At 32.8% G+C, this 20,716-nt stretch carries 13 protein-coding genes; 10 read left to right on the top strand and 3 right to left on the bottom strand.

The window, feature by feature from the left end; genetic code table 11:
* Positions 1 to 424: 424 nt before the first annotated feature.
* Positions 425 to 2,590 carry a LysM peptidoglycan-binding domain-containing protein gene (locus NNH57_RS08495; protein WP_108807832.1) on the bottom strand — a complete coding sequence of 722 codons (2,166 nt, stop codon included), beginning with the start codon at positions 2,588 to 2,590 and terminating at the stop codon, positions 425 to 427.
* Positions 2,591 to 2,640: 50 nt separating this feature from the next.
* Positions 2,641 to 4,170 (bottom strand): glutamine-hydrolyzing GMP synthase, encoded by a 1,530-nt coding sequence (gene guaA, locus NNH57_RS08500; protein ID WP_074408681.1) that lies wholly within the window; start codon positions 4,168 to 4,170, stop codon positions 2,641 to 2,643.
* Positions 4,171 to 4,407: 237 nt separating this feature from the next.
* Here guaA and NNH57_RS08505 point away from each other — a divergent pair, with 237 nt between their 5' ends.
* Both NNH57_RS08505 and NNH57_RS08510 read left to right on the top strand, forming a co-directional pair.
* The gene (locus NNH57_RS08505; protein ID WP_074408682.1) at positions 4,408 to 4,734 is read left to right on the top strand and encodes a hypothetical protein; all 327 of its coding nucleotides are present in this window, start codon (positions 4,408 to 4,410) and stop codon (positions 4,732 to 4,734) included.
* A gap of 661 nt (positions 4,735 to 5,395) precedes the next feature.
* Complete coding sequence (locus tag NNH57_RS08510) at positions 5,396 to 7,273, top strand: tetratricopeptide repeat protein (protein ID WP_207948634.1); 1,878 nt, start codon at positions 5,396 to 5,398, stop codon at positions 7,271 to 7,273.
* A 16-nt stretch (positions 7,274 to 7,289) separates the two neighbouring features.
* Here NNH57_RS08510 and bshC read toward each other — a convergent pair whose 3' ends face one another.
* Positions 7,290 to 8,885, bottom strand: a complete 1,596-nt coding sequence (gene bshC, locus NNH57_RS08515; protein ID WP_074408684.1) for a bacillithiol biosynthesis cysteine-adding enzyme BshC — start codon at positions 8,883 to 8,885, stop codon at positions 7,290 to 7,292.
* 216 nt (positions 8,886 to 9,101) lie between these two features.
* Between bshC and NNH57_RS08520 the strand changes: the two genes are divergently transcribed.
* From NNH57_RS08520 to NNH57_RS08555, 8 genes are all read left to right on the top strand, one after another.
* A complete protein-coding gene (locus tag NNH57_RS08520; RefSeq protein ID WP_108807830.1) occupies positions 9,102 to 11,588 on the top strand; it encodes a M14 family zinc carboxypeptidase in 2,487 nt (828 codons plus the stop codon).
* 11 nt (positions 11,589 to 11,599) lie between these two features.
* The gene (locus NNH57_RS08525) at positions 11,600 to 13,774 is read left to right on the top strand and encodes a M3 family metallopeptidase (protein WP_074408686.1); all 2,175 of its coding nucleotides are present in this window, start codon (positions 11,600 to 11,602) and stop codon (positions 13,772 to 13,774) included.
* A 157-nt stretch (positions 13,775 to 13,931) separates the two neighbouring features.
* Positions 13,932 to 14,732, top strand: a complete 801-nt coding sequence (locus tag NNH57_RS08530; RefSeq protein ID WP_108807829.1) for a hypothetical protein — start codon at positions 13,932 to 13,934, stop codon at positions 14,730 to 14,732.
* Between the two features lie 15 nt (positions 14,733 to 14,747).
* Entirely contained in the window at positions 14,748 to 15,815 is a 1,068-nt protein-coding gene (rsgA, locus tag NNH57_RS08535; RefSeq protein WP_074408688.1) for a ribosome small subunit-dependent GTPase A, read from the top strand.
* 17 nt (positions 15,816 to 15,832) lie between these two features.
* Positions 15,833 to 16,543: a hypothetical protein gene (locus tag NNH57_RS08540; protein WP_074408689.1), complete on the top strand. Its 711-nt coding sequence runs from the start codon at positions 15,833 to 15,835 to the stop codon at positions 16,541 to 16,543.
* Between the two features lie 53 nt (positions 16,544 to 16,596).
* On the top strand, positions 16,597 to 17,073 hold the full coding sequence (locus NNH57_RS08545; protein WP_108807828.1) for a hypothetical protein: 477 nt from the start codon (positions 16,597 to 16,599) through the stop codon (positions 17,071 to 17,073).
* Positions 17,074 to 17,079: 6 nt separating this feature from the next.
* Entirely contained in the window at positions 17,080 to 17,772 is a 693-nt protein-coding gene (locus tag NNH57_RS08550) for a hypothetical protein (protein ID WP_074408691.1), read from the top strand.
* 50 nt (positions 17,773 to 17,822) lie between these two features.
* Positions 17,823 to 20,690, top strand: a complete 2,868-nt coding sequence (locus tag NNH57_RS08555) for a M16 family metallopeptidase (protein ID WP_108807827.1) — start codon at positions 17,823 to 17,825, stop codon at positions 20,688 to 20,690.
* Positions 20,691 to 20,716: the final 26 nt, after the last annotated feature.

A 20,716-nucleotide genomic window follows, 5' to 3' on the forward strand; every position in this document is an offset into this window, starting at 1 on the left:
CAAACAATTATGCCCAAATAAAAGTTATATTTTTATCTATTTCAGAGACGCTGGGGGAACACAATATGGGGCAAATATTGTTTGCTCTCTGCAAAATAGCATTATTTTTTAGTTCTAAATATACACGTATTTTTAAAAAATACATAATTTCTAGAATCTAATTTCGATTTATTTTTCCTTTGTTTTCCTTAATATTCCAATCTAATCAATTATAATGCCAAGAAATCTTTGTTTCAAAAAACAATAATAATAAAAAAGATAACCAATACAGTATCAAATATATATAAAAAATCCTTTTTTTATATATCAAAATGTATTTTTAATCTAGTATTAAAAATATTCCCCAAATAATACTAGTATACTTTATTTTTCTTCAAAAATTGATTTTCCAGGTCAATTCTTAAGGCTCCAAAATTAACAAAAATTATTCAACCAGAGTTAATTTTAACTCATCATCAAACTTAATCAGATATGCGGCACTATTATGATATCCTCCTAATAGTTTCTTAGAATAGTTAAATTTATTCTCGACATATTCTGTTGTTCCTTCATAAGAAGCAGAGTGATATAGATCATCAGCGGTTCCTAATCGCATTAAAATATCATACGTTATATCAAACCCGCGAATAGCCCAATTATTAGGATCGATACCATATTCTCTCTTATATCTTTTAACAAATGGAGATACTTCTTCTCCTTCTTCAACTTCTTTGTTATCAAATTCTTTATCTACAGATGGGTAATGCATGTGCAATTTTGATAAATGTTCATTTTTAATATTATCATTATTAAATGCATTATTTTTATCTGTAGTAAACAATGTTATTTTATGACTTTCTGCTTTGGCATTAAGCAAAGGGATAACATTACTTATCATCGCTACATCATTTGATTCTAGAAAGACCCAATTAGGTTTATTCTTATCTAAAACCTTGTTTAACCTAACTTCATAAAGGTAATTACCTTCTTCAATTTTAGCTATTTTGGCATTAGGGAATTTAGCCATTAGCTTCTCTTTAATTTGTTTATGTTTTTCTCCTTGCTGCACTATAAGTACAATATTTTTATCGATAGAATCTTTTTCTACAAACGAGATTATTTTATCCTGAAGTATTACATTCGTAGGACGGGTTTGAAAAAAATTATCATACAAGCTAGATTCCTTTCTTGATGCAGGTGAAAAAACAGGTGTATTATGTTTTTTAAGTTCTGAAGCTACTATTTCTAAATTTGTTTGGTATAATGGCCCAATCACTACATTTGTTTCGTTAAAATCATTTTCTGCCATTATTTTTTTAATATACTCTTCATTATTACTTTTCTGAGTATCAAAAACATTAAGCTCTGTAGTTATTCCTCTTGTCCTGGCAGAATCTACAGCAATCAATACTCCACTATAAAGATCTAATGCTATTCTAAGGCTTTGCTTACTTTTAAGAAATTCTTCGGTATCTTTTCTAGCTTCAAAGTTTAAAGTATCCAAACCAAAAGGTAACATTACAGCTACTTTTTTAGGAGAGAAATTGTAAAGATTTTTATCTAAATCTATATATTTCTCTTTGGTCATATCAAAATTGGTAACCGCAGTTAATGTGTCTTTAGGAATTGTAATAACCATACCTGCTTTAAGTCCATCTCTTAAATATGGATTCATTTTAAACAAAGAATCGGCAGAAATACCTGTACGTTGTAAAATTCTAAACACAGTTTCTTTTGGTTTTACTTCATATAACTCAAATCCAGGTTGAATTGAATCCTTTAGAGAGACAAAAATAGTCGTAGGTACCGTAATTTGCATTCCGATAGGAAAACTAGGGTTCATATTAGGATTGAGTTTTTCTAACTCTGCTATGGTGATCCCGTGTCTTCTTGCAATATTATATTTAGTATCTTTTGGTTTTATTGTATATCTGGTTGTAGCAGATATTCTAGAATTGGTTGGATCTGTAATTATTTCACCTTGCGAAGGCTTATCTTCATATACTGGTATTCTTATTTTATCTTTCTTCTTTATCTGCTCTGCATACAATCGTTTATTATTCTTTTTTATATCCTCAACTGTAATTTTATATTTCTTCGCTATACCATATAACGTTTCTTTTCTTTTAACTTTATGAGTAATATATCGAATAATTTTTCGCTCTTTAGGAATAATTTTCAAGCTATCAAGTACAGTATCTTTTCCTTTTTCAGGAATCGCATCAATAGCAGTAGGATCCTTTTTTATAATTTTACCTACATTTAGTATTTGTCCTATATTAATCCCTTTATCAGCTTCTGGATTAAGCAAATAAATAGTTTCTATACTGATATTGTATTTTTTAGACAAACTGTATACAGTATCATCTTTTTCTACAACATGGGTATTATACTCCTGATCATCTGTGATTGGAATAGCTAAAATTTCTCCTTCATTAATTCCTTCTTTTGCTGTTGGGTTTATTCTATATATAGCTTCTGGAGTTGTATTATAACGTTTAGCTATTCTATATACATTTTCTCCTTTTTCAACAGTATGACTTTTATATTGCTGTGCAAAAGTTGAACCTGATACTATCAACAACAGAAATATCAATAAGAACTTTTTCATGTATTTATCCGATTTGTTTTTAATTCCCTAACTGTTTAATTTGTATATTTCTATTCCCATTCTATCGTTGCCGGAGGCTTAGAACTAATATCATACACTACTCTATTAACGCCTTTTACTCTGTTTATTATTGCATTAGAGGTTTTTTGTAAAAACTCATAAGGTAGATTTACCCAATCTGCCGTCATCCCATCTGTACTTTCTACAGCTCTTAATGCTACACAATTTTCATAAGTGCGTTCGTCCCCCATTACTCCCACACTTTGCACAGGTAACAAAATAGCCCCTGCCTGCCAAACCTTATTATAAAGTCCATTTTCTTTTAATCCATTAATAAAGATAGCATCTACTTCTTGCAAGATAGCAACTTTCTCTAGTGTAATATCTCCCAATATTCGAATTGCCAATCCAGGACCAGGAAAAGGATGTCTTCCTAATAATTCTGGATCGAGTTCCATCGATGCTCCTACTCTACGCACCTCATCTTTAAATAACATACGTAATGGTTCTACGACTTTTAATTTCATAAAATCTGGTAATCCACCAACATTATGGTGAGATTTAATCGTAGCAGAGGGACCATTAACAGATATAGATTCTATTACATCTGGATAAATTGTTCCTTGCCCTAACCATTTTGCATCTTCTATTTTATGTGCTTCATCATCAAATACTTCTATAAAAATCTTTCCTATAATTTTTCGTTTTCCTTCGGGATCGCTTTCTCCAGCCAATGCATCCAAAAAACGTGCCGAAGCATCAACTCCTTTAACATTAAGCCCCATTCCTTCATACTGTTCTAATACTGCAGAGAATTCATTTTTACGCAACAATCCGTTATTCACAAAAATACAGTGCAAGTTTTCACCAATAGCCTTATGCAACAACACTGCAGCTACTGTAGAATCTACACCTCCGCTTAAACCTAATACAACTTTATCATTACCTATTTTTTCCTTAAGCTCTGCTACCGTAGCATCTACAAAAGAACCTGGTGTCCAATCGGGTCGAACATCTGCTATTTTGATTAGGAAATTCTCTAATAATTGTTTTCCATCGGTAGAATGATATACTTCTGGATGAAATTGAATAGCATAAGTTTGCTCATTTTCTATCCTATATGCTGCATTTTCTACATCTTCTGTACTTGCTAATCTAACAGCTCCGGCAGGAAGTTTCTTTATGGTATCACTATGACTCATCCATACCTGAGAACCTTTTGTAATATTTTCAAAAAACTGTTCTCCCTCCTGTACAAATGATAAATTTGCCCGACCATACTCTCGTGTATTTGATGGGGCCACTTCTCCTCCGCTAAAATGAGCCAGGTACTGAGCACCATAACAAACAGCCAAAAGTGGTTTGCTACCTCGAATTGCAGATAAATCAGGATGAGGAGCATCTTCTCCTCTAACAGAGAAAGGAGAACCAGAAAGGATCACTGCTTTAAAGTCTGATATATTCTCGGGTAAATTATTATAAGGGTGTATCTCACAATATATATTTAACTCTCTAACTCTTCGTGCAATTAGCTGAGTATATTGCGATCCGAAATCTAAAATAAGTACGTTGTTTTGCATAGGCAAAAATAAAATTAAATTACAACCCTCGAAATCCTAAAAGGAATAATTTTTAATATTATTTATTATCTAAGTTTTTAGGCAACATTATTCTTATAATACAAGCAATTACCAAAAACCTTCTATCTAAACCAATTAACCGTTCGTCGACATTTAATCGCACTTCGTCGACTACAGTCATTATAAACGACACAATCATTTTAAATTTACATCAGAAACCTTCTAACGCCCAATACGATGAATAACTTTACTTTGAAACTTGCCATAATTATCATTCTTTTTTCTAATACAAGGTGTTTTGCCAATGACACTGAGCACAGTATAAAGGTTTCTGATCAACAGATATCGAGTCTTATGATAAAAATTCCTAACACCACGATAGATCAAAATATAATATCTAACACTTCACTAAGTAAAAAAAATGAGGTTCTTACCATGTCTATTTTAGAATTTATTAAAGAACATACTGATCCGTATAAAAAGAAAAATGAGGCTCAAGGTAGCTGGATCAAAAGCACTAAATGGATTAAAGATCCTAATTGGATAAAAAAAGAGTTGGTATAGTTAATTATATAAATGTATAAAACGCCTGTAGTTCACCTCCCAAATTAGACAAAAGTATCTGTATGCACTACTTATTATTTCGCAATCAATCGTGTTTTACTTTCACTAGTCTTTCATACGATAAAAAAACCACTACAGTTTCTAATCATAGTATGACATATTATTTCATCTTTATTTTATCATGATAAAACACTCTTAGTAACGTTTTTTATCAATTTACAATTCCAAAACGTACAACGGATAATAATTAAAACCTTTATATCGAAGGTTTAAATAGGTAAACTAAAATTAACAAATCCATACATTCTATTAACATCAAAAAAAATATCCTAGGCTTCAGCTCCTTTTTTTTACTAATCTTACAGAACATGTCCCCTTTTTGTCCCCCTACTTTTTTTTTATTCTATTTCTATCAGTAATAATTTTGAAGAACAAAACTAGTTTCCGACTTTTAATAAAACACACAAAATGAAGAAATACATACCAATAAATTAACAAAATAAAGTTAGCCCTTTTGTCCCAACCTTTTTGTGTACTTCTCTACCAGAATTCTGGTAGAGAAGTATTTCAATAAAACATGAATTATTATTTCACCACCTCTCCTTTAAGCTCTTTTAAACTGCAAATCAAAGCATTACTTTTAACTGCAAAACCACTTTTAATGAAACCCCACTATTCTACTTATATACTTCTAACGATCCTATTTGTTATTAATATACTATCTGCTCAAAACAAAAAAGTCGTAGATAGTTTAGTTTTACTAGTTTCCAACAAAAAAACTGCCGACACTACACTAGTATTAGCCTATAATGATCTTGGCATTCAATATGCAACTTCAAGCCCAAAACAAGCAAAAATCTACATCAACAAAGCACTTATAATAGCTAAACGCATTCAAAAACCAAGAGGTATTGCTGGTGCATATAACTGTATGGGAATTGTATACTATTACCAAAGAGAATTGGATTCTGCACTAGTTTACTTTAAAAAAGCATTGACTATCAATAAAGAGATATCTCACCAATGGGGTCAGGCATCTGCTTTACACCAGATCGGAGCCATTTATAATCTTCAAGGAAATTACCACGAAGCAATACAAAGTTTTCAAGAATCTGGTAAAATTTTTAAATCTAAAAACGATTCTCTTTCTTTTGCTAAATCTATAGAAAACATAGGTGTTTCATATAACCAGATGAGGCATCGACCAAAAGCAATCGAATATTTTCTAAAAGCAATACAACTTCATGAAAAAATCAATGATCCCACAGGAGTAGGTCGTGGATACTATCACATTAGTCACATATTGATAAGTCAACATAAGTACGAAGAGGCATTAGAATATCTAAAGGAAGGATTGTCTAAAATAGAAAAAGATGGAAACAAGCAATCTATAGCCTCAATTTCACAAAATATAGGCAGATGTTATAAAGGTCTAAAACAATATGATAAAGCATTAGATTATCTACAAAGAGTACTGGACTACAAAAAATCGATAGGACTTAAAAAAACAATCGCATCTAACCAATACATCATAGGTAATACGTATTATGAAAAAGGAGAATATTACACTGCTATGCGATACTATGAAAAAGTATTGTCGAATTATCCAACCACAGGAAACAACAAATCAAAGTTATCTATATATAATGCTATTGCGAATACCTATTTAAAATTAAAAAAAACAGATCTGGCAAAACATTACATTTCAAAAGCGATTACTATTAATAAAACAAACAAAGACCTGAAAAGAGAAAAAGAAATCAATCATATCTTATCTCTTATTGCAGAGCAGGAAGGAAAAAGTAGGCAAGCATTACAATTTTACAAAAATTATGAGCGATTAAAAGATTCTTTATACGTTTTAGAAAACCAGAAGCGTGTAGGTGAACTACAAATCATTTTTGAAACCGAGAAAAAAGAGCGTCAAATCACAATGAAAAATACTGAAATTGAATTGCTCGAACAAAAAGCCAAGATGGATAATTTACAACAACTACTCTTGATCATTGGACTTGGGTTATTCATGATTATTTTTGGTTTAAGTTTTTATGTTTTCAGGCTAAAAATAAAACGTTCAATTTTAGAAAAACAAAAACTAAATTCAGAATTGAATTATAAAAAGAATGAATTAACTACTTACGCATTACATATTGCTAAAAAGAATAAAGTCCTGGAGAATTTAAGGAATGAAGTAAACCTTATCAAACATTCTGAGCCTCAAAATGCTCAATACAACTATCAAAAACTAATACAAACCATTAACTTTGATCTGAGAGACGATGAGAACTGGGAGAATTTCAGAAAATATTTTGAACAAGTTCACAAAGGTTTTTATTGCCGAATCAAAAAGAAATATTCTCATGTGACTACAAATGAATTACGATTTTTAGCACTTCTTAAAATGAATTTATCCTCTAAAGAGATCGGTAATATTCTCAATATCTCGCAAGAAGGAGTAAAAAAGGCTCGTTATAGGCTCCGGAAAAAACTAAACCTATCACCCGATTGCTCCTTACAAGATTTGATTTTAAACCTATAGATAGAGGGGCTACCCTCTATTCTTTCAAAATCAAGAACTCTCCTTTTAAAGGATCCAGGTACTTCATTAATCTTGGAATTAAATCAGAACCATACTCCAGATAGAATTCTGCAAAGTTCTTATTACGTTCTTGCAAACTTTGATTAGGAAAAAGCTCATTTTGTAGCGTCGTTAAGCGTTTTACATGATCACCTAATTTGCGTCTTTGTGCTTTCAACAATCGTTTTTCTAAAACATCTAATCCCTTAAGTTGTTTTATTTCTTGCGCTTTTACCGCATTATTAAAAGTTACATCTGTTTGCTCTGCCAGCTTATACATTGCTTCAAACTGCTCTTTTAAATGTTTACGCTGCGGATCAAAATCAATATTTATATTAGAAATACGACGTACCTTAAGGTTAATTAACTCATGTTGTTTCAGAAATAACTCAGTATCAGAAACATTAAGTTTTTCTATTTTTTCGGCTTGCTTTTTGGTTTGAATCAGCACCGAATTACGAAGTAACAACATAGGAAATGGTATATCTACATTTTCAAAATAGTCTTTCAACTCTAACCAATATGCCAATTCTCCACCACCACCAATATAACAAAGGTTAGGTAAAATCACTTCCTGATACAAAGGTCGCATCATTACATTAGGACTAAACCTCTCTGGGAACTCAGAGAGTTCTTTTAATATCTCACTCTTACTCCAAGAGATATCGGTTTCATTAACAAAATATCTTTCTTCTTTTTCAATAATTCTTTCGCGTAATCCATCTGCCAGATAAAACAAATTAATTTCTCTGGGGTTCACCTGCACTTTATATCCTTGTGCTTCTAGTTTTTCTGCTTTTGGCACTACTTTGGTATAGGCAACCTGATCTGTTAATTCTCTTTCGACAAATGGAATAAAAAGTCTTTTTAATTCACGATCATCTCCGTCTATAATTACCAGGCCATACTCTCCAAATAATTCATTAGCCAGATATCGGGTCGCATCTGCAAGATGATTATGTTGCAGATAGGCTTTCTTAAATAAGGTTTTAAGGTATTCTGCATTTTGTCCTGATCCAATTTCTGAAGAAAAAATTTCAAAAACCTTATCTAATCCTTCGGTATCAAAAACTCCTACCGCTCCTCCATCATTACGATTCCACTGTATCTTCTTTCCAAAAAGATTAAAATAATTAATCTCATCAAAATCATGATCTTCTGTTGCCATCCAATATATAGGTACGAAATCATATTGCGGATGCTTCTCTTTTAGCTCATTAGTAAGATTAATCGTAGAGATAATTTTATACAAAAAGTATAATGGTCCCGTAAAAAGATTGAGTTGATGCCCCGTAACAACAGTAAATGTAGTAGGCACATCTAATGATTCTATATTTTGGTTAATAAGATCAGAAGGATCGACACCTTTATATTGTTTGCGTAAAGCTTGCACCAATACTTTTCTATGCTCATTAGAAAAAGAGTGTTGCTTTTCTTTAATTTGATCTTTGAAGTTTCCTAATTCCGGAAAACGATTATAAAAAGGTCGTAATTCAGACTTTTGATCTAAATAATCACAAATAAGAGAAGAAAAGTAATTCGTATTGCTAAACGGAATACAGTCACTAGGCATAAGCAAAATTTTTGGTCGATAAATATACGGCAGATTGTGATCTCATCTACTTTTTTATATTTTTTTTAATAGTTTGAAAGAATTCATATACAAACCTTTATCTAAATACTAAAATTTATCAATATTCTCTATTTCAAATCCTAAATTTTAGTTAATACCGATTAAATCCTAAATTTAACTCGGTATTTTACCCCTTCTAAAAGAATTCACCGATCAATGAAAAAACTAATCATCACACTCTTTGTCGTAACTGTAACGACTTGCTTAACCTATTCTCAAAACAAATTACAATCTCCTGCCGAATTTTTGGGCTATGAAATAGGTGATCAATTTACACGTCATGCCGATGTTGTAAATTATTTTAATCATGTTGCTGGTCATTCTAATATGGTAAGTTATCATACTTATGGAAAAACAAATGAGCGAAGACCCTTAACTTATGCTATTGTTTCTTCTGAAGAAAACTTAAATAACATAGAAAACATAAGAGTAAATAATCTAAAAAATATTGGTATTGCAGAAGGTACAGCTAATCCAGAAATTGCAATTGTATGGTTAAGTTATAACGTACATGGTAATGAAGCCTCTGGTACAGAATCTGCTATGCAGACCATTTATGAATTAATTACTAAGAAAGCTGCATGGTTACAAAATACTGTAGTTATCCTAGATCCTTGTATAAATCCCGACGGTCGTGATCGATATGTAAATTGGTATAATCAAACAAAAGCTACTCCTTATAATACAGATCAAATAGCAACAGAGCATAATGAACCCTGGCCAGGCGGAAGACCAAATCACTATTTATTTGATCTTAACCGTGATTGGGCATGGGCAACCCAAGTAGAATCAAGACAACGTATCAAAGCATACAATACATGGATGCCACATATTCATGTAGATTTTCATGAGCAAGGCATCAATGAACCTTATTATTTTGCTCCGGCAGCAGAGCCTTTTCATGAGATTATAACCCCATGGCAAAGAGATTTCCAAACTCAAATCGGTAAAAACCATGCTCGATATTTTGATGCAGAAGGATGGTTATTCTTTACAAGAGAACGTTTTGACTTACTATATCCTAGTTACGGAGATACCTATCCTACGTTTATGGGAGCCATAGGAATGACATATGAGCAAGCGGGACATGGACGTGCTGGTTTAGGTATTCAAACCGACGAAGGTTATGTATTAACTCTAAAGGATCGTGCGTTACACCACACTACAACAGGATTATCAACAGTAGAGATTTCTTCTAAACAAGCTAAAAAATTAAATACCGAGTTTAAAAAGTTTTTTAATACCTCTGGTCTGAAATATAAAAGTTATGTATTAAATGGAGAAGCTGATAAGATTAATGCATTAGTAAAACTATTAGAAACCCATGACATCAAATATGGGTATACGAATACTGCAAAAATTTCGGGATTCAATTTTAAAGAAAATAAGCAAGGAAGTATTAATGCAAATGGTGCATTGGTAGTAAGTACAAATCAACCAAAAGGTAAAATGGTAAAAGTACTTTTTGAACCCAATGCCAAACTTAGCGACCCACTTACTTATGATATTACTGCCTGGAGTGTACCACATGCATATGGATTAGACGCTATAGCTTCGACTTCGTTAATACCTGCCAATGGGAATAAAAAAGCTAATACTATAAACAATACAGCTAATACATCTGGTGCAGGTTATATCACTAAATGGAATAGTATCGATGATGCTGCTTTTATGGCTGATTTACTTCGACATAATATTAGAGTACGTTTTAGTGAAAAAGATTTTAGTAATGGTACAGAGAACTTTAAAAAAGGTAGTCTTATTATTACCAAAAGTGACAATCGAAAAACTAAAAACTATGATAAAACGGTTATCGATATTGCCAATACTCATCAAAGAAAACTATATACAGCCCCTACCAGTTTTTCTAGTAAAGGGGTAGATTTTGGTTCTCCAGATGTAAAACTCATCAACAACCAACGCATTGCAGTGTTAAAAGGTAGATACACCTCTTCTTTAAGCTATGGAGAGATTTGGTATTTTTTCGAACAACAGCTTAAATTTCCTATTACCTCAATTGACACAGATTATTTTAAGAATATCGATCTTGCCAAGTATGATGTCTTAATTATGCCAAACGGATATTACAACAGTTATTTAGACAAAGGAGCTTTAGATAAATTGAAAGGATGGGTAAGTAGTGGTGGTAAAGTAATAGCGATTGGTAATGCAGTAAGAACCTTTGCCGATAAAAAAGGGTTTGATCTTAAGAAGAATAAGACCGATAAAAAGGAAAAAGACTCTATCGGCAACCTTACTCCATATGATCAACGTGAACGAAAAAGCGTAAAGAATTTTATTACAGGAAGTATTTTTAAAACCAAAGTAGATCATTCACACCCAATGGCTTTTGGATACGATGACACCTATTTTAGTCTAAAATTAGGAAGTAGTTCTTATAAATTTCTTCAGAACGGATACAATATTGCTTATATAGAAAAACCACAAAGTGTTTCTGGATTTGCAGGTGCAGATGCCCTTAAAAACCTAAACAACTCTTTGGTTTTTGGTGAATCAAGAGTGGGTAGCGGAAGCATTATCTATATGGTAGATAATCCATTATTCAGGTCCTTCTGGGAAAATGGAAAGCTTTTCTTTGTTAATGCTATCTTCTTTGCTAACAATAATAAATTTAGAATTTAAATTAAATAATCATGATTAACTCACAACTCTCTACAACTTTTAAGACCGTAGCTTTATCGGCTATTGTGCTTTTAGCCAGTTGTAACCAAAAGAAAGAAACTGTGAAAACTACAGCAGAATCAGAACCTAAAGAGACAACAAATGTCTTATTAGAAGAATGGACTGGACCATATGAGGGTACTCCTGCATTCGATAAAATGAATGTCACCGATATAAAACCAGCTCTCGAAAAAGGAATGGAACTTAATCTTAAAGAAATCGATGAGATTGCGAATAACGCCGAGGCTCCTACTTTTGAAAATACCATTGTTGCTATGGAGAGAGCCGGAGCAGAGCTTGATAGAATTTTTACATACTATGGTATTCTAAGTAGTAATATGTCTTCACCAGAATTTAGAGACGTTCAAAAAGAAATGGCTCCTAAACTATCAGAATTTAGTTCTAAAATATCGCAAAACGAAAAATTGTTTAAACGTATTAAAACCGTTTATGACAATGCTCAAAAAACGCCATTAGAGGCAGATCAACAACGTGTGGTAGAGCTTACTTATAAGTCTTTTGCCATGAATGGGGCAGAATTAGACGAAGAAAAGAAGAAACGTTATGCAGCAATCAACAAAGAATTATCAGAACTGTATACCAATTTTTCAAATAATGTATTAGAAGATGAAGAAGGATATGTTACCTATCTTACTAAAGATCAATTAAGTGGTTTATCAGAACCCTTGATCAAGGCATATGCAAAAGCAGCTACAGATAGAGATCAGGATGGTAAATATGCAATAACTAATACAAGATCTTCTATGGATCCTTTCCTTACGTATTCTGATGAACGTGCTATACGTGAAAAAGTATGGAAGAATTATTATTCTCGTGGAGATAATGGTGATGATAAGGATAATAATGAAAATATCGCCAAAATCCTGAAACTAAGAAAAGAACGTGTTGGATTATTAGGACATGATAACTATGCAGACTGGAGGCTTCAAAACCGTATGGCTAAGAATCCTGACAATGCAATGAAACTTATGAATGCTGTTTGGCCAGCTGCCATAGCCAGGGTAAAAGAAGAAGTAACCGATATGCAGACCGTGGCAGATGCAAACGGAGATAAGATAACAATCGAACCATGGGACTATCGTTACTACGCAGAAAAAGTAAGAAAAAAGAAATACGACCTGGATTCTGATGAAGTAAAACAATATTTACAATTAGATAAATTAAGAGAAGCTATGTTCTTTGTAGCAGGCGAATTATTTAATTTTAAATTTACCCCTGTTGAAGAAGGTAAAGTTCCTGTTTTTCATGAAGATGTAAAAGTATGGGAAGTAAATGACAAAACCTCTGGAGAACATATCGGTCTATGGTATCTCGATCCATTTGCAAGACCTGGTAAGCGATCTGGAGCATGGGCTACTACGTATAGAAGTCATACCACTTTTGATGGTAAAAAGAATGTACTCGCTTCTAATAATTCTAATTTTGTTAAACCAGCTCCGGGAGAAGCAGTTTTAGTATCATGGGATGATGCAACTACTTTTTTCCATGAATTTGGTCACGCTTTACACTTCTTTGCTTCAGAAGTAAGGTACCCAACTCTTAATGGTGGTGTACGTGATTATACAGAGTTTCAATCTCAATTGTTAGAACGTTGGTTATCTACCGATAAAGTCATTGACAATTATCTGGTACATTACAAAACCGGAGAAGCAATCCCAAAAACACTAGTTGATAAAATTAAAAAAGCGGCTACTTTTAATCAAGGGTTTGCTACAACAGAATACCTGGCTTCTGCCTTAATGGATATGAAATTTCATTTAGCAGACCCAACCAATATCGATGTAGATAAATTTGAAAAGGAAACTCTTACAGAATTAAATATGCCAAAAGAATTAGTGATGCGCCATCGCACACCACATTTTGGGCATGTGTTTTCTGGAGAAGGATATGCTACCGCTTATTATGGATATATGTGGGCAGATGTACTTACCTCTGATGCAGCAGAAGCTTTTGCCGAAGCTCCAGGAGGATTTTATGATAAAGAAGTTGCCGCTAAACTGGTAAAATATCTTTTTGCACCACGCAATGCTATGGATCCAGCAGAAGCGTATCGCAAATTTAGAGGACGTGATGCTAAAATCGAAGCCTTAATGAGAGACAGAGGATTCCCGGTTCCTAAGTCGTAACCAAAAATAACATGTAATTAAAATACACATATGCCATTATAACAGAAGGTATATGTGTATTTTTATATAGAAGAGAGTTCTACTTCATTATAAAAATTAAACCATATGAAGTATAGAATAGATATAGTTGTAATAAAAGAACTAATAAGAAGCTTTTATGAAATACATATATAAATCAGCATTTGTACTTTGCGTTCTTGTACTTTTTTTTAATGGAAAAAAATATCAAAAAAAATCATCTATGGATATCGTTAGAGGACTTAAGCCTGCCATTACCGAGTTTACCGATTTAGAGCAAAAACTCGTTATAAAAGTTGCCGAAAAACTAAAAAACAATGGATTTCCGGTTGATGATGTAACAAGAGTTCACCTCAAAAAAAGAATGCTTAATGACAAAGATTATTATGTTAAGAATGAAATCACATTTTTTGTGAACCCCGCAGTTTATAAAGAAGATGAATTTAACTGGGGAATAGAAACAATCACTATAGATTGGGAAGACCCTTCTGTCATAAGAACACCAGATGGAGGTATCGAGTTTGTGGTAGGTAACAAAATAAAACCCGAAGATCTTGTGATGAATCTTTATGGGATGAACGATTCTTATTCATACCATACACTTTTAAAAAATCATGATAGTATTATAAAAAAAACAAATAATGCCTTATTATTCAATAATTTAGAAGAAATTAAGCATTTCACTTCTCAAGGGATTGCAGGGTTACTTAGAAATTATCTAATTGTAATAACGGCATATAATGAAAACGAAAATGTATATGAAATGGCGATAAGAAGAATAGATCATGACCTTATTGATTTGAAGCATTTCAATAAACTCTTTGAGCAGTATCGTTTAAAAATAGATATAAATACATCAAAAATAGAAGTGTTAGATAGTTTTGACCCTACCTTCTTTCCTAACCCAGCTACAGTGCCACCAATTAAAAAGAAATTTTAAAAAACAAAACACAGCATGATAATTCAGGATTTAGGATATACCAATGCCCTAGAGCAATTTAGAATCGAACAAAATTTGGATTCTTTTGAGGTTGGCAGAATACTATCTGAGCATAAAGAAAGATATGTTATTAAGACTCCTACACATGAATTTGATGCCGAACTCATTGGTAATTTAAGATACACAGCAGAAAGTAGGTATGATTTTCCGGCTGTTGGGGATTGGGTTGCTTTTTCTGAATATGATGAAGACAAAGCTCTAATCCATGCTATTTACCCTCGAAACTCTATCATAGAAAGACAAGCCGTTGGTGCATCAGGAAAAGTGCAAATAATTGCAACAAATATTGATTATGGTCTCATTGTTCAGGCTGTTAATAGAGATTTCAATATCAATAGATTAGAAAGATATCTAACGATCTGTAATGCTTCTAAAGTTGAACCTATTATTATTTTAAGCAAGATTGATTTGCTAGATGAGGCCGGTTTGCAGAATATCATAAACCAAATAAAACAACGAATCAAAGACATTACAATACTTACGGTTAGTAACCAAATAGCCAAAGGATATGATACTCTAAATCAAATTATCCAAAAAGGAAAAACGTACTGTTTACTTGGATCTTCTGGAGTTGGAAAATCTACTCTTCTTAATAACCTTGCCGGCAAGCTACAAATGAAGACAGGAGAAATAAGTGCAAGTGTAAACAAAGGAAAGCATATTACAAGTCACCGAGAGTTAATTGTATTGGATGATGGAGGGATTTTGATTGATAACCCCGGAATGCGAGAGGTTGGAATTGCTGATACATCAAGTGGATTAGAGACTACATTCGAAACCATTATCGAATATGCCGAAAATTGTAGATTTAAAGATTGCACACATGTGCATGAGCAAGGCTGTGCCATATTGGAAGCTGTTGAAAATGGCGAAATTGATAAAGATTCGTATCTCAATTTTCGAAAAATGGAAAAAGAAAAAATACATTTCGAGTCAGATGTCAAAGAGAGAAAAAAGAAAGATAAAGACTTAGGAAAAATGATTAGAAATGTTCAAAAGCAGAGAAGAAATAATAAATACTAATAAAATGTAATCAATATATGAATAACAGCATAAACCTGGAACCAGAAAAAATTATTAAAACCATCGATCTACTCGAAAAACGAGTTTCGGATCGATTTCCTGATTCGGGACTTAGAAAAGTTTGCTTTCAATTCCTACATACTGCTCAAAAAAGTAAACAAAATATTGATTGGATCTCTTCTCCAAATATTTTACTTCGCGTATTTTCTCATATGATCATACTAATTGGTTTAGGAGGATTGATCTATAGTATCACTTACATTGATTTACAAATTGAAAATACTACTCTTGCCAATGTTGTTACGATTTCTGAAGCTATTTTTAATGACATTATACTATTAGGAGCTGCAATTTTTTTCCTTTTTTCACTAGAATCCAGACTAAAAATGAAACGAGCACTAAAATCTCTTAACGAACTCAGAGTAATTGCTCATGTTATTGATATGCATCAATTAACAAAAGATCCAAACGTCACTGATGCACCAGAATGTGCTACAGAAAACTCCCCTAAACGAACCTTTACTAACTTTCAGCTTCAGCGATATCTTGATTATTGTTCTGAAGCTACAGCCTTGGTTGGTAAAGTTGCGGCACTATATTCTCAAAGCCTACCCGACGAAAAAGTAGTAAGAGCAGTAAATGAAATCGAAATATTAACAACAGGATTAAGTAGAAAAATATGGCAAAAACTCATCATATTAAACGAACTAAAAGCCAATACACAATAATTAGCTAACACAAAAAACAACCTAAAATCTATTCAAGTAATAAAAATAAAAACATGAATCAAGATACTATAATCAAACAGATAACAACAGATCTTCTAGAAAGCTTTACCTTCTTTGCAGATTCTAATTATACCGGATATGACCCTTTACATCCGGTTTCTAAGATTGTATTTGCCGCACAGGGAGAGATCACAACACCTCCGGATTTAGGCTTTATGGGATATGGTGGTGGATCAGAAGGAGAAGCCTTTAGTGATTGCGGGGTATTAGATTTAGAAGTATTTTTCCCGTTAAATGAAGAAGGTGATTATTATCGTGAAGATAATCACGAGTATAAAGAAAAATGTTTTCATAATGCTTGCCAGGCAGTTTTGCAAGGTCTTACTGCTATTGCTAAGAGTGATAAATTTCAAAAAATACCTAAAGAAGGACCTGTGGTATTTGTCCTAAACTTGATAGATCAATTTAATAAAGTATTATGTCGTATCCATCCTGACGGAGAAGTAGAATTACCACCAAAAAAGGAGTAGTATAAAATGAAAAAAATCAAATTTCTATTCATAATAATGATACTCTTCTCCTGCAATAGCAACAAGGAACATATTCCTATAAAAAAAGATGTTAAACAAGAGAGTAGTAAAAAAGACTTTACTAATTTTATTACTAATGGTTTTGAAATCGCTGTAGTTCAAAATGAAAAGAAGATAGCGTTTGGAGATTTGAATCAAGATGGTTATCAGGATTTTGTGGCTGTACTAGTGAATTCGAATACCAATATAGAGGATGCCGATCCCGAAGAAGTTAGAATTGCTATATACGAAGGATCAGAAAATGATAGGTATACACAAAAAGCCCTAAGCGGAAACTTAACTTCTGCATTTATTTATAATGAAAATCCAACGCTTAAAATAACACCTCTAATACTAAGTGTTAGTCATCAATCTATGCGACACGATTATGAAATAAAATTTAGATTCGAAAAAAAACATAATGATTATATGCTTATTGGCTCAGAATTAAATAACTACGGGAATGCTACTCATGATGGGGCGGGAAACACAAGCATTAATTTTTTAACAAAAACAAAAATTAAGAAGCTATTAGCGTATGATCATGAAAAAGAAAAATTAAAAGAACTACAACCTGTAGTTACAAAAATCGAAGAAAGTCTAATATCAATTACTCAAATTAGTGATCTGAACATATATAAAATCATAGGAAGTGAATAAAAATCAATACTTTATATAAAAATTTCATACTCATCAATACTTTATCAATCATGAAAACAATTAAAATTTTAGTATTCATTCTAGTCATAACAGGAGCCTTGTTTTCCTGTAAAAAGAATACAACAACAAAAGAGGCATCTCAAGAAACCGTTGAGAATAAGGAATTCAAAGTCGATTTTGAGAAATTTACACTCGATAATGGATTACAGGTGATATTACATATTGATCGATCAGACCCTGTTGTTGCTGTTGCCCTAACTGCACACGTAGGTTCTGCACGCGAAAAAGAAGGAAGAACTGGTTTTGCTCACCTATTCGAGCATTTACTTTTTCTAGAATCGGAAAACTTAGGAAAAGGTGGATTAGATAAAATGAGTGCTCGCATTGGTGGATCAGGAGCAAATGGTTCTACAAGTCAGGATCGCACAAACTATTACCAAACTGTACCTAAAGATGCACTTGAAAAAATGATCTGGGCAGAAGCTGATAAATTAGGTTTTTTTATTAATACTGTTACCGATCCCGTTCTCGCCAAAGAAAAGCAAGTGGTTAAAAATGAAAAGCGCCAGAGCGTAGATAATCGCCCTTATGGACATGTCAATTACGTAATCGATAAAAACATGTATCCCGCAGACCACCCATATAGCTGGCAGGTAATTGGGTCATTAGAGGATTTACAAAACGCTACATTACAAGATGTAAAAGATTTCTACAATCATTGGTATGTCCCTAATAATGTTACACTTACTATAGCCGGAGATTTTGATTCAGATCAGGCTAAAGCATGGGTGCATAAATATTTTGATGAAATTAAACGCGGAGAAGATATCCCTGCATTAGAAAAACGTCCTGTGGTTTTGACAGAAACCAAAAAATTACATTATGAAGATAATTTTGCACGTCTTCCGCAATTAACGATGACCTGGCCAACCGTACCAGTATATCATTCCGACTCATATGCTTTAGAAGTACTTTCTACCTATTTATCTGAAGGAAAAAAAGCTCCTTTCAATAAAGTATTGGTAGAAGACAAACAGCTCTCTCCCGAAATTACCATGTTTAATTTTGGATCAGAATTAGCTGGTCAATATCATTTGATCATTCGTGGATTTGAAAAAACAGATCTAAACACTATCGACAGCGCTGTTTCTGAAGCTTTTGCAAAATTTGAAACCGAAGGCATCTCACAAGAAGATCTTGATCGTATTAAAGCAAGCCAGGAAACTGCATTTTACAATGGGTTATCTAGTGTGCTGGGTAAAGGGTTTCAGCTAGCGCAATATGAGATTTTTGCAGGAGATCCCGGTTTTATTAACCAGGATGTAAAAAATATCCTTGCAGTAACTATTGATGATGTAAATAGAGTATATAATCAATATATCAAAGGGAAACATTATGTTGCGACAAGCTTTGTTCCTATCGGACAGAGTAATTTGGCTTTAAAAGATTCTAAACTTGCAGAAGTAGTCGAGGAAAAAATTGTAGCAGGAGCAGAAGAAAATTTTGATGCCAGTATAGTGGCAGATTATAAGAAAACCTCATCTAGTTTTGATCGATCTACAGAACCGCCATATGGAGATACTCCTGAGGTTACCGTACCACAGGTATGGCAAGATCAGTTTTCGTCAGGAATTGAAGTATACGGAATACAAAATGATGAAGTTCCTCTGGTACAATTTAGGATAAACATAAGAGGAGGTTTATTATTAGAAAAACCTGATAAAGTAGGTGTATCAAATTTATTGGCACAACTCATGACTAAAGGCACCCAAAACAAAACTACAGAAGAATTAGAAAATGCGATAGAAAGCCTGGGCGCATTTATTAATATTTCGGCAAGAGACGAAAGTATTATAATAAGTGGGAGTACTTTATCCAGAAACTATAATAAAATTATGGCTTTGGTAGAAGAAATGATTCTTCTGCCAAGATGGGATCTTAAAGAGTTTGAGTTAATCAAACAAAGTGTTATTAGCCAGATTCAACAAGAAAAAGCAAGTCCCATAAGCATTGCTAGTAACGAATATGCTAAACTAAGCTACGGAAAAGATCATATTCTTTCTCATAATAATTTAGGCACAGAAACTTCTGTATCTACTATTACAATAGAAGATCTTAAACACTATTATAACGCTAATATAGTTCCTAATGTTACCAAAATTCATGTGGTAGGTGATATTACAAAAACTATGACAAAAACATCTCTAGCAAACCTCAATACCAAATGGCAGCACAAAGAGGTCAAATTCCCGGCTTTAGACGCACCTAAAGCTCCGCAGCAATCCAAAGTATATTTTTATGATGTACCCGATGCTAAACAATCTCAATTGCGATTTGGGTATCCTGCATTAGCAGCAACAGACTCGGATTATTATCCAGTACAGATTATGAATTATCGCCTGGGTGGTGGTGGTTTTGCTTCACAACTCACACAACAATTACGAGAAGGTAAAGGATACACCTATGGTATACGCTCTGGATTTTCGGGAAGTACTATCCCTGGAATGTTTACGATATCTAGTGGTGTAAGATCTAATGTCACCTATGAATCAGCTGATTTGGTTAAAGAAATTCTGAATAATTACGGAAAAAATTATACTCAAGATGATTTAGATATCACAAAAAGTTCTTTAATAAAAAGTAATGCAAGAGCTTTTGAAACCTTTAATTCTAAATTGAATATGCTAACTAATATGAGTACGTTTCAATATCCAAAAGATTATGTTACACAACGAGAGGCAATTGTAAATAATATGACCGTAGATGAGATCAAAAAACTAACGGGTACATATCTAGACCCTAATAAAATGATTTATCTTGTGGTAGGTGATGCAAAAACACAGCTCAAAAAACTAGAACAGTTAGGTTTTGGCACTCCTGTTTTATTAAATGAAGAAAATACCGCAGTTAAGGATTAAAGTTTCTGATTTATTGTTGTAGAAAC

Origin of the sequence: Aquimarina spinulae (genome assembly GCF_943373825.1) — a bacterium.
GTDB lineage: Bacteria > Bacteroidota > Bacteroidia > Flavobacteriales > Flavobacteriaceae > Aquimarina > Aquimarina spinulae.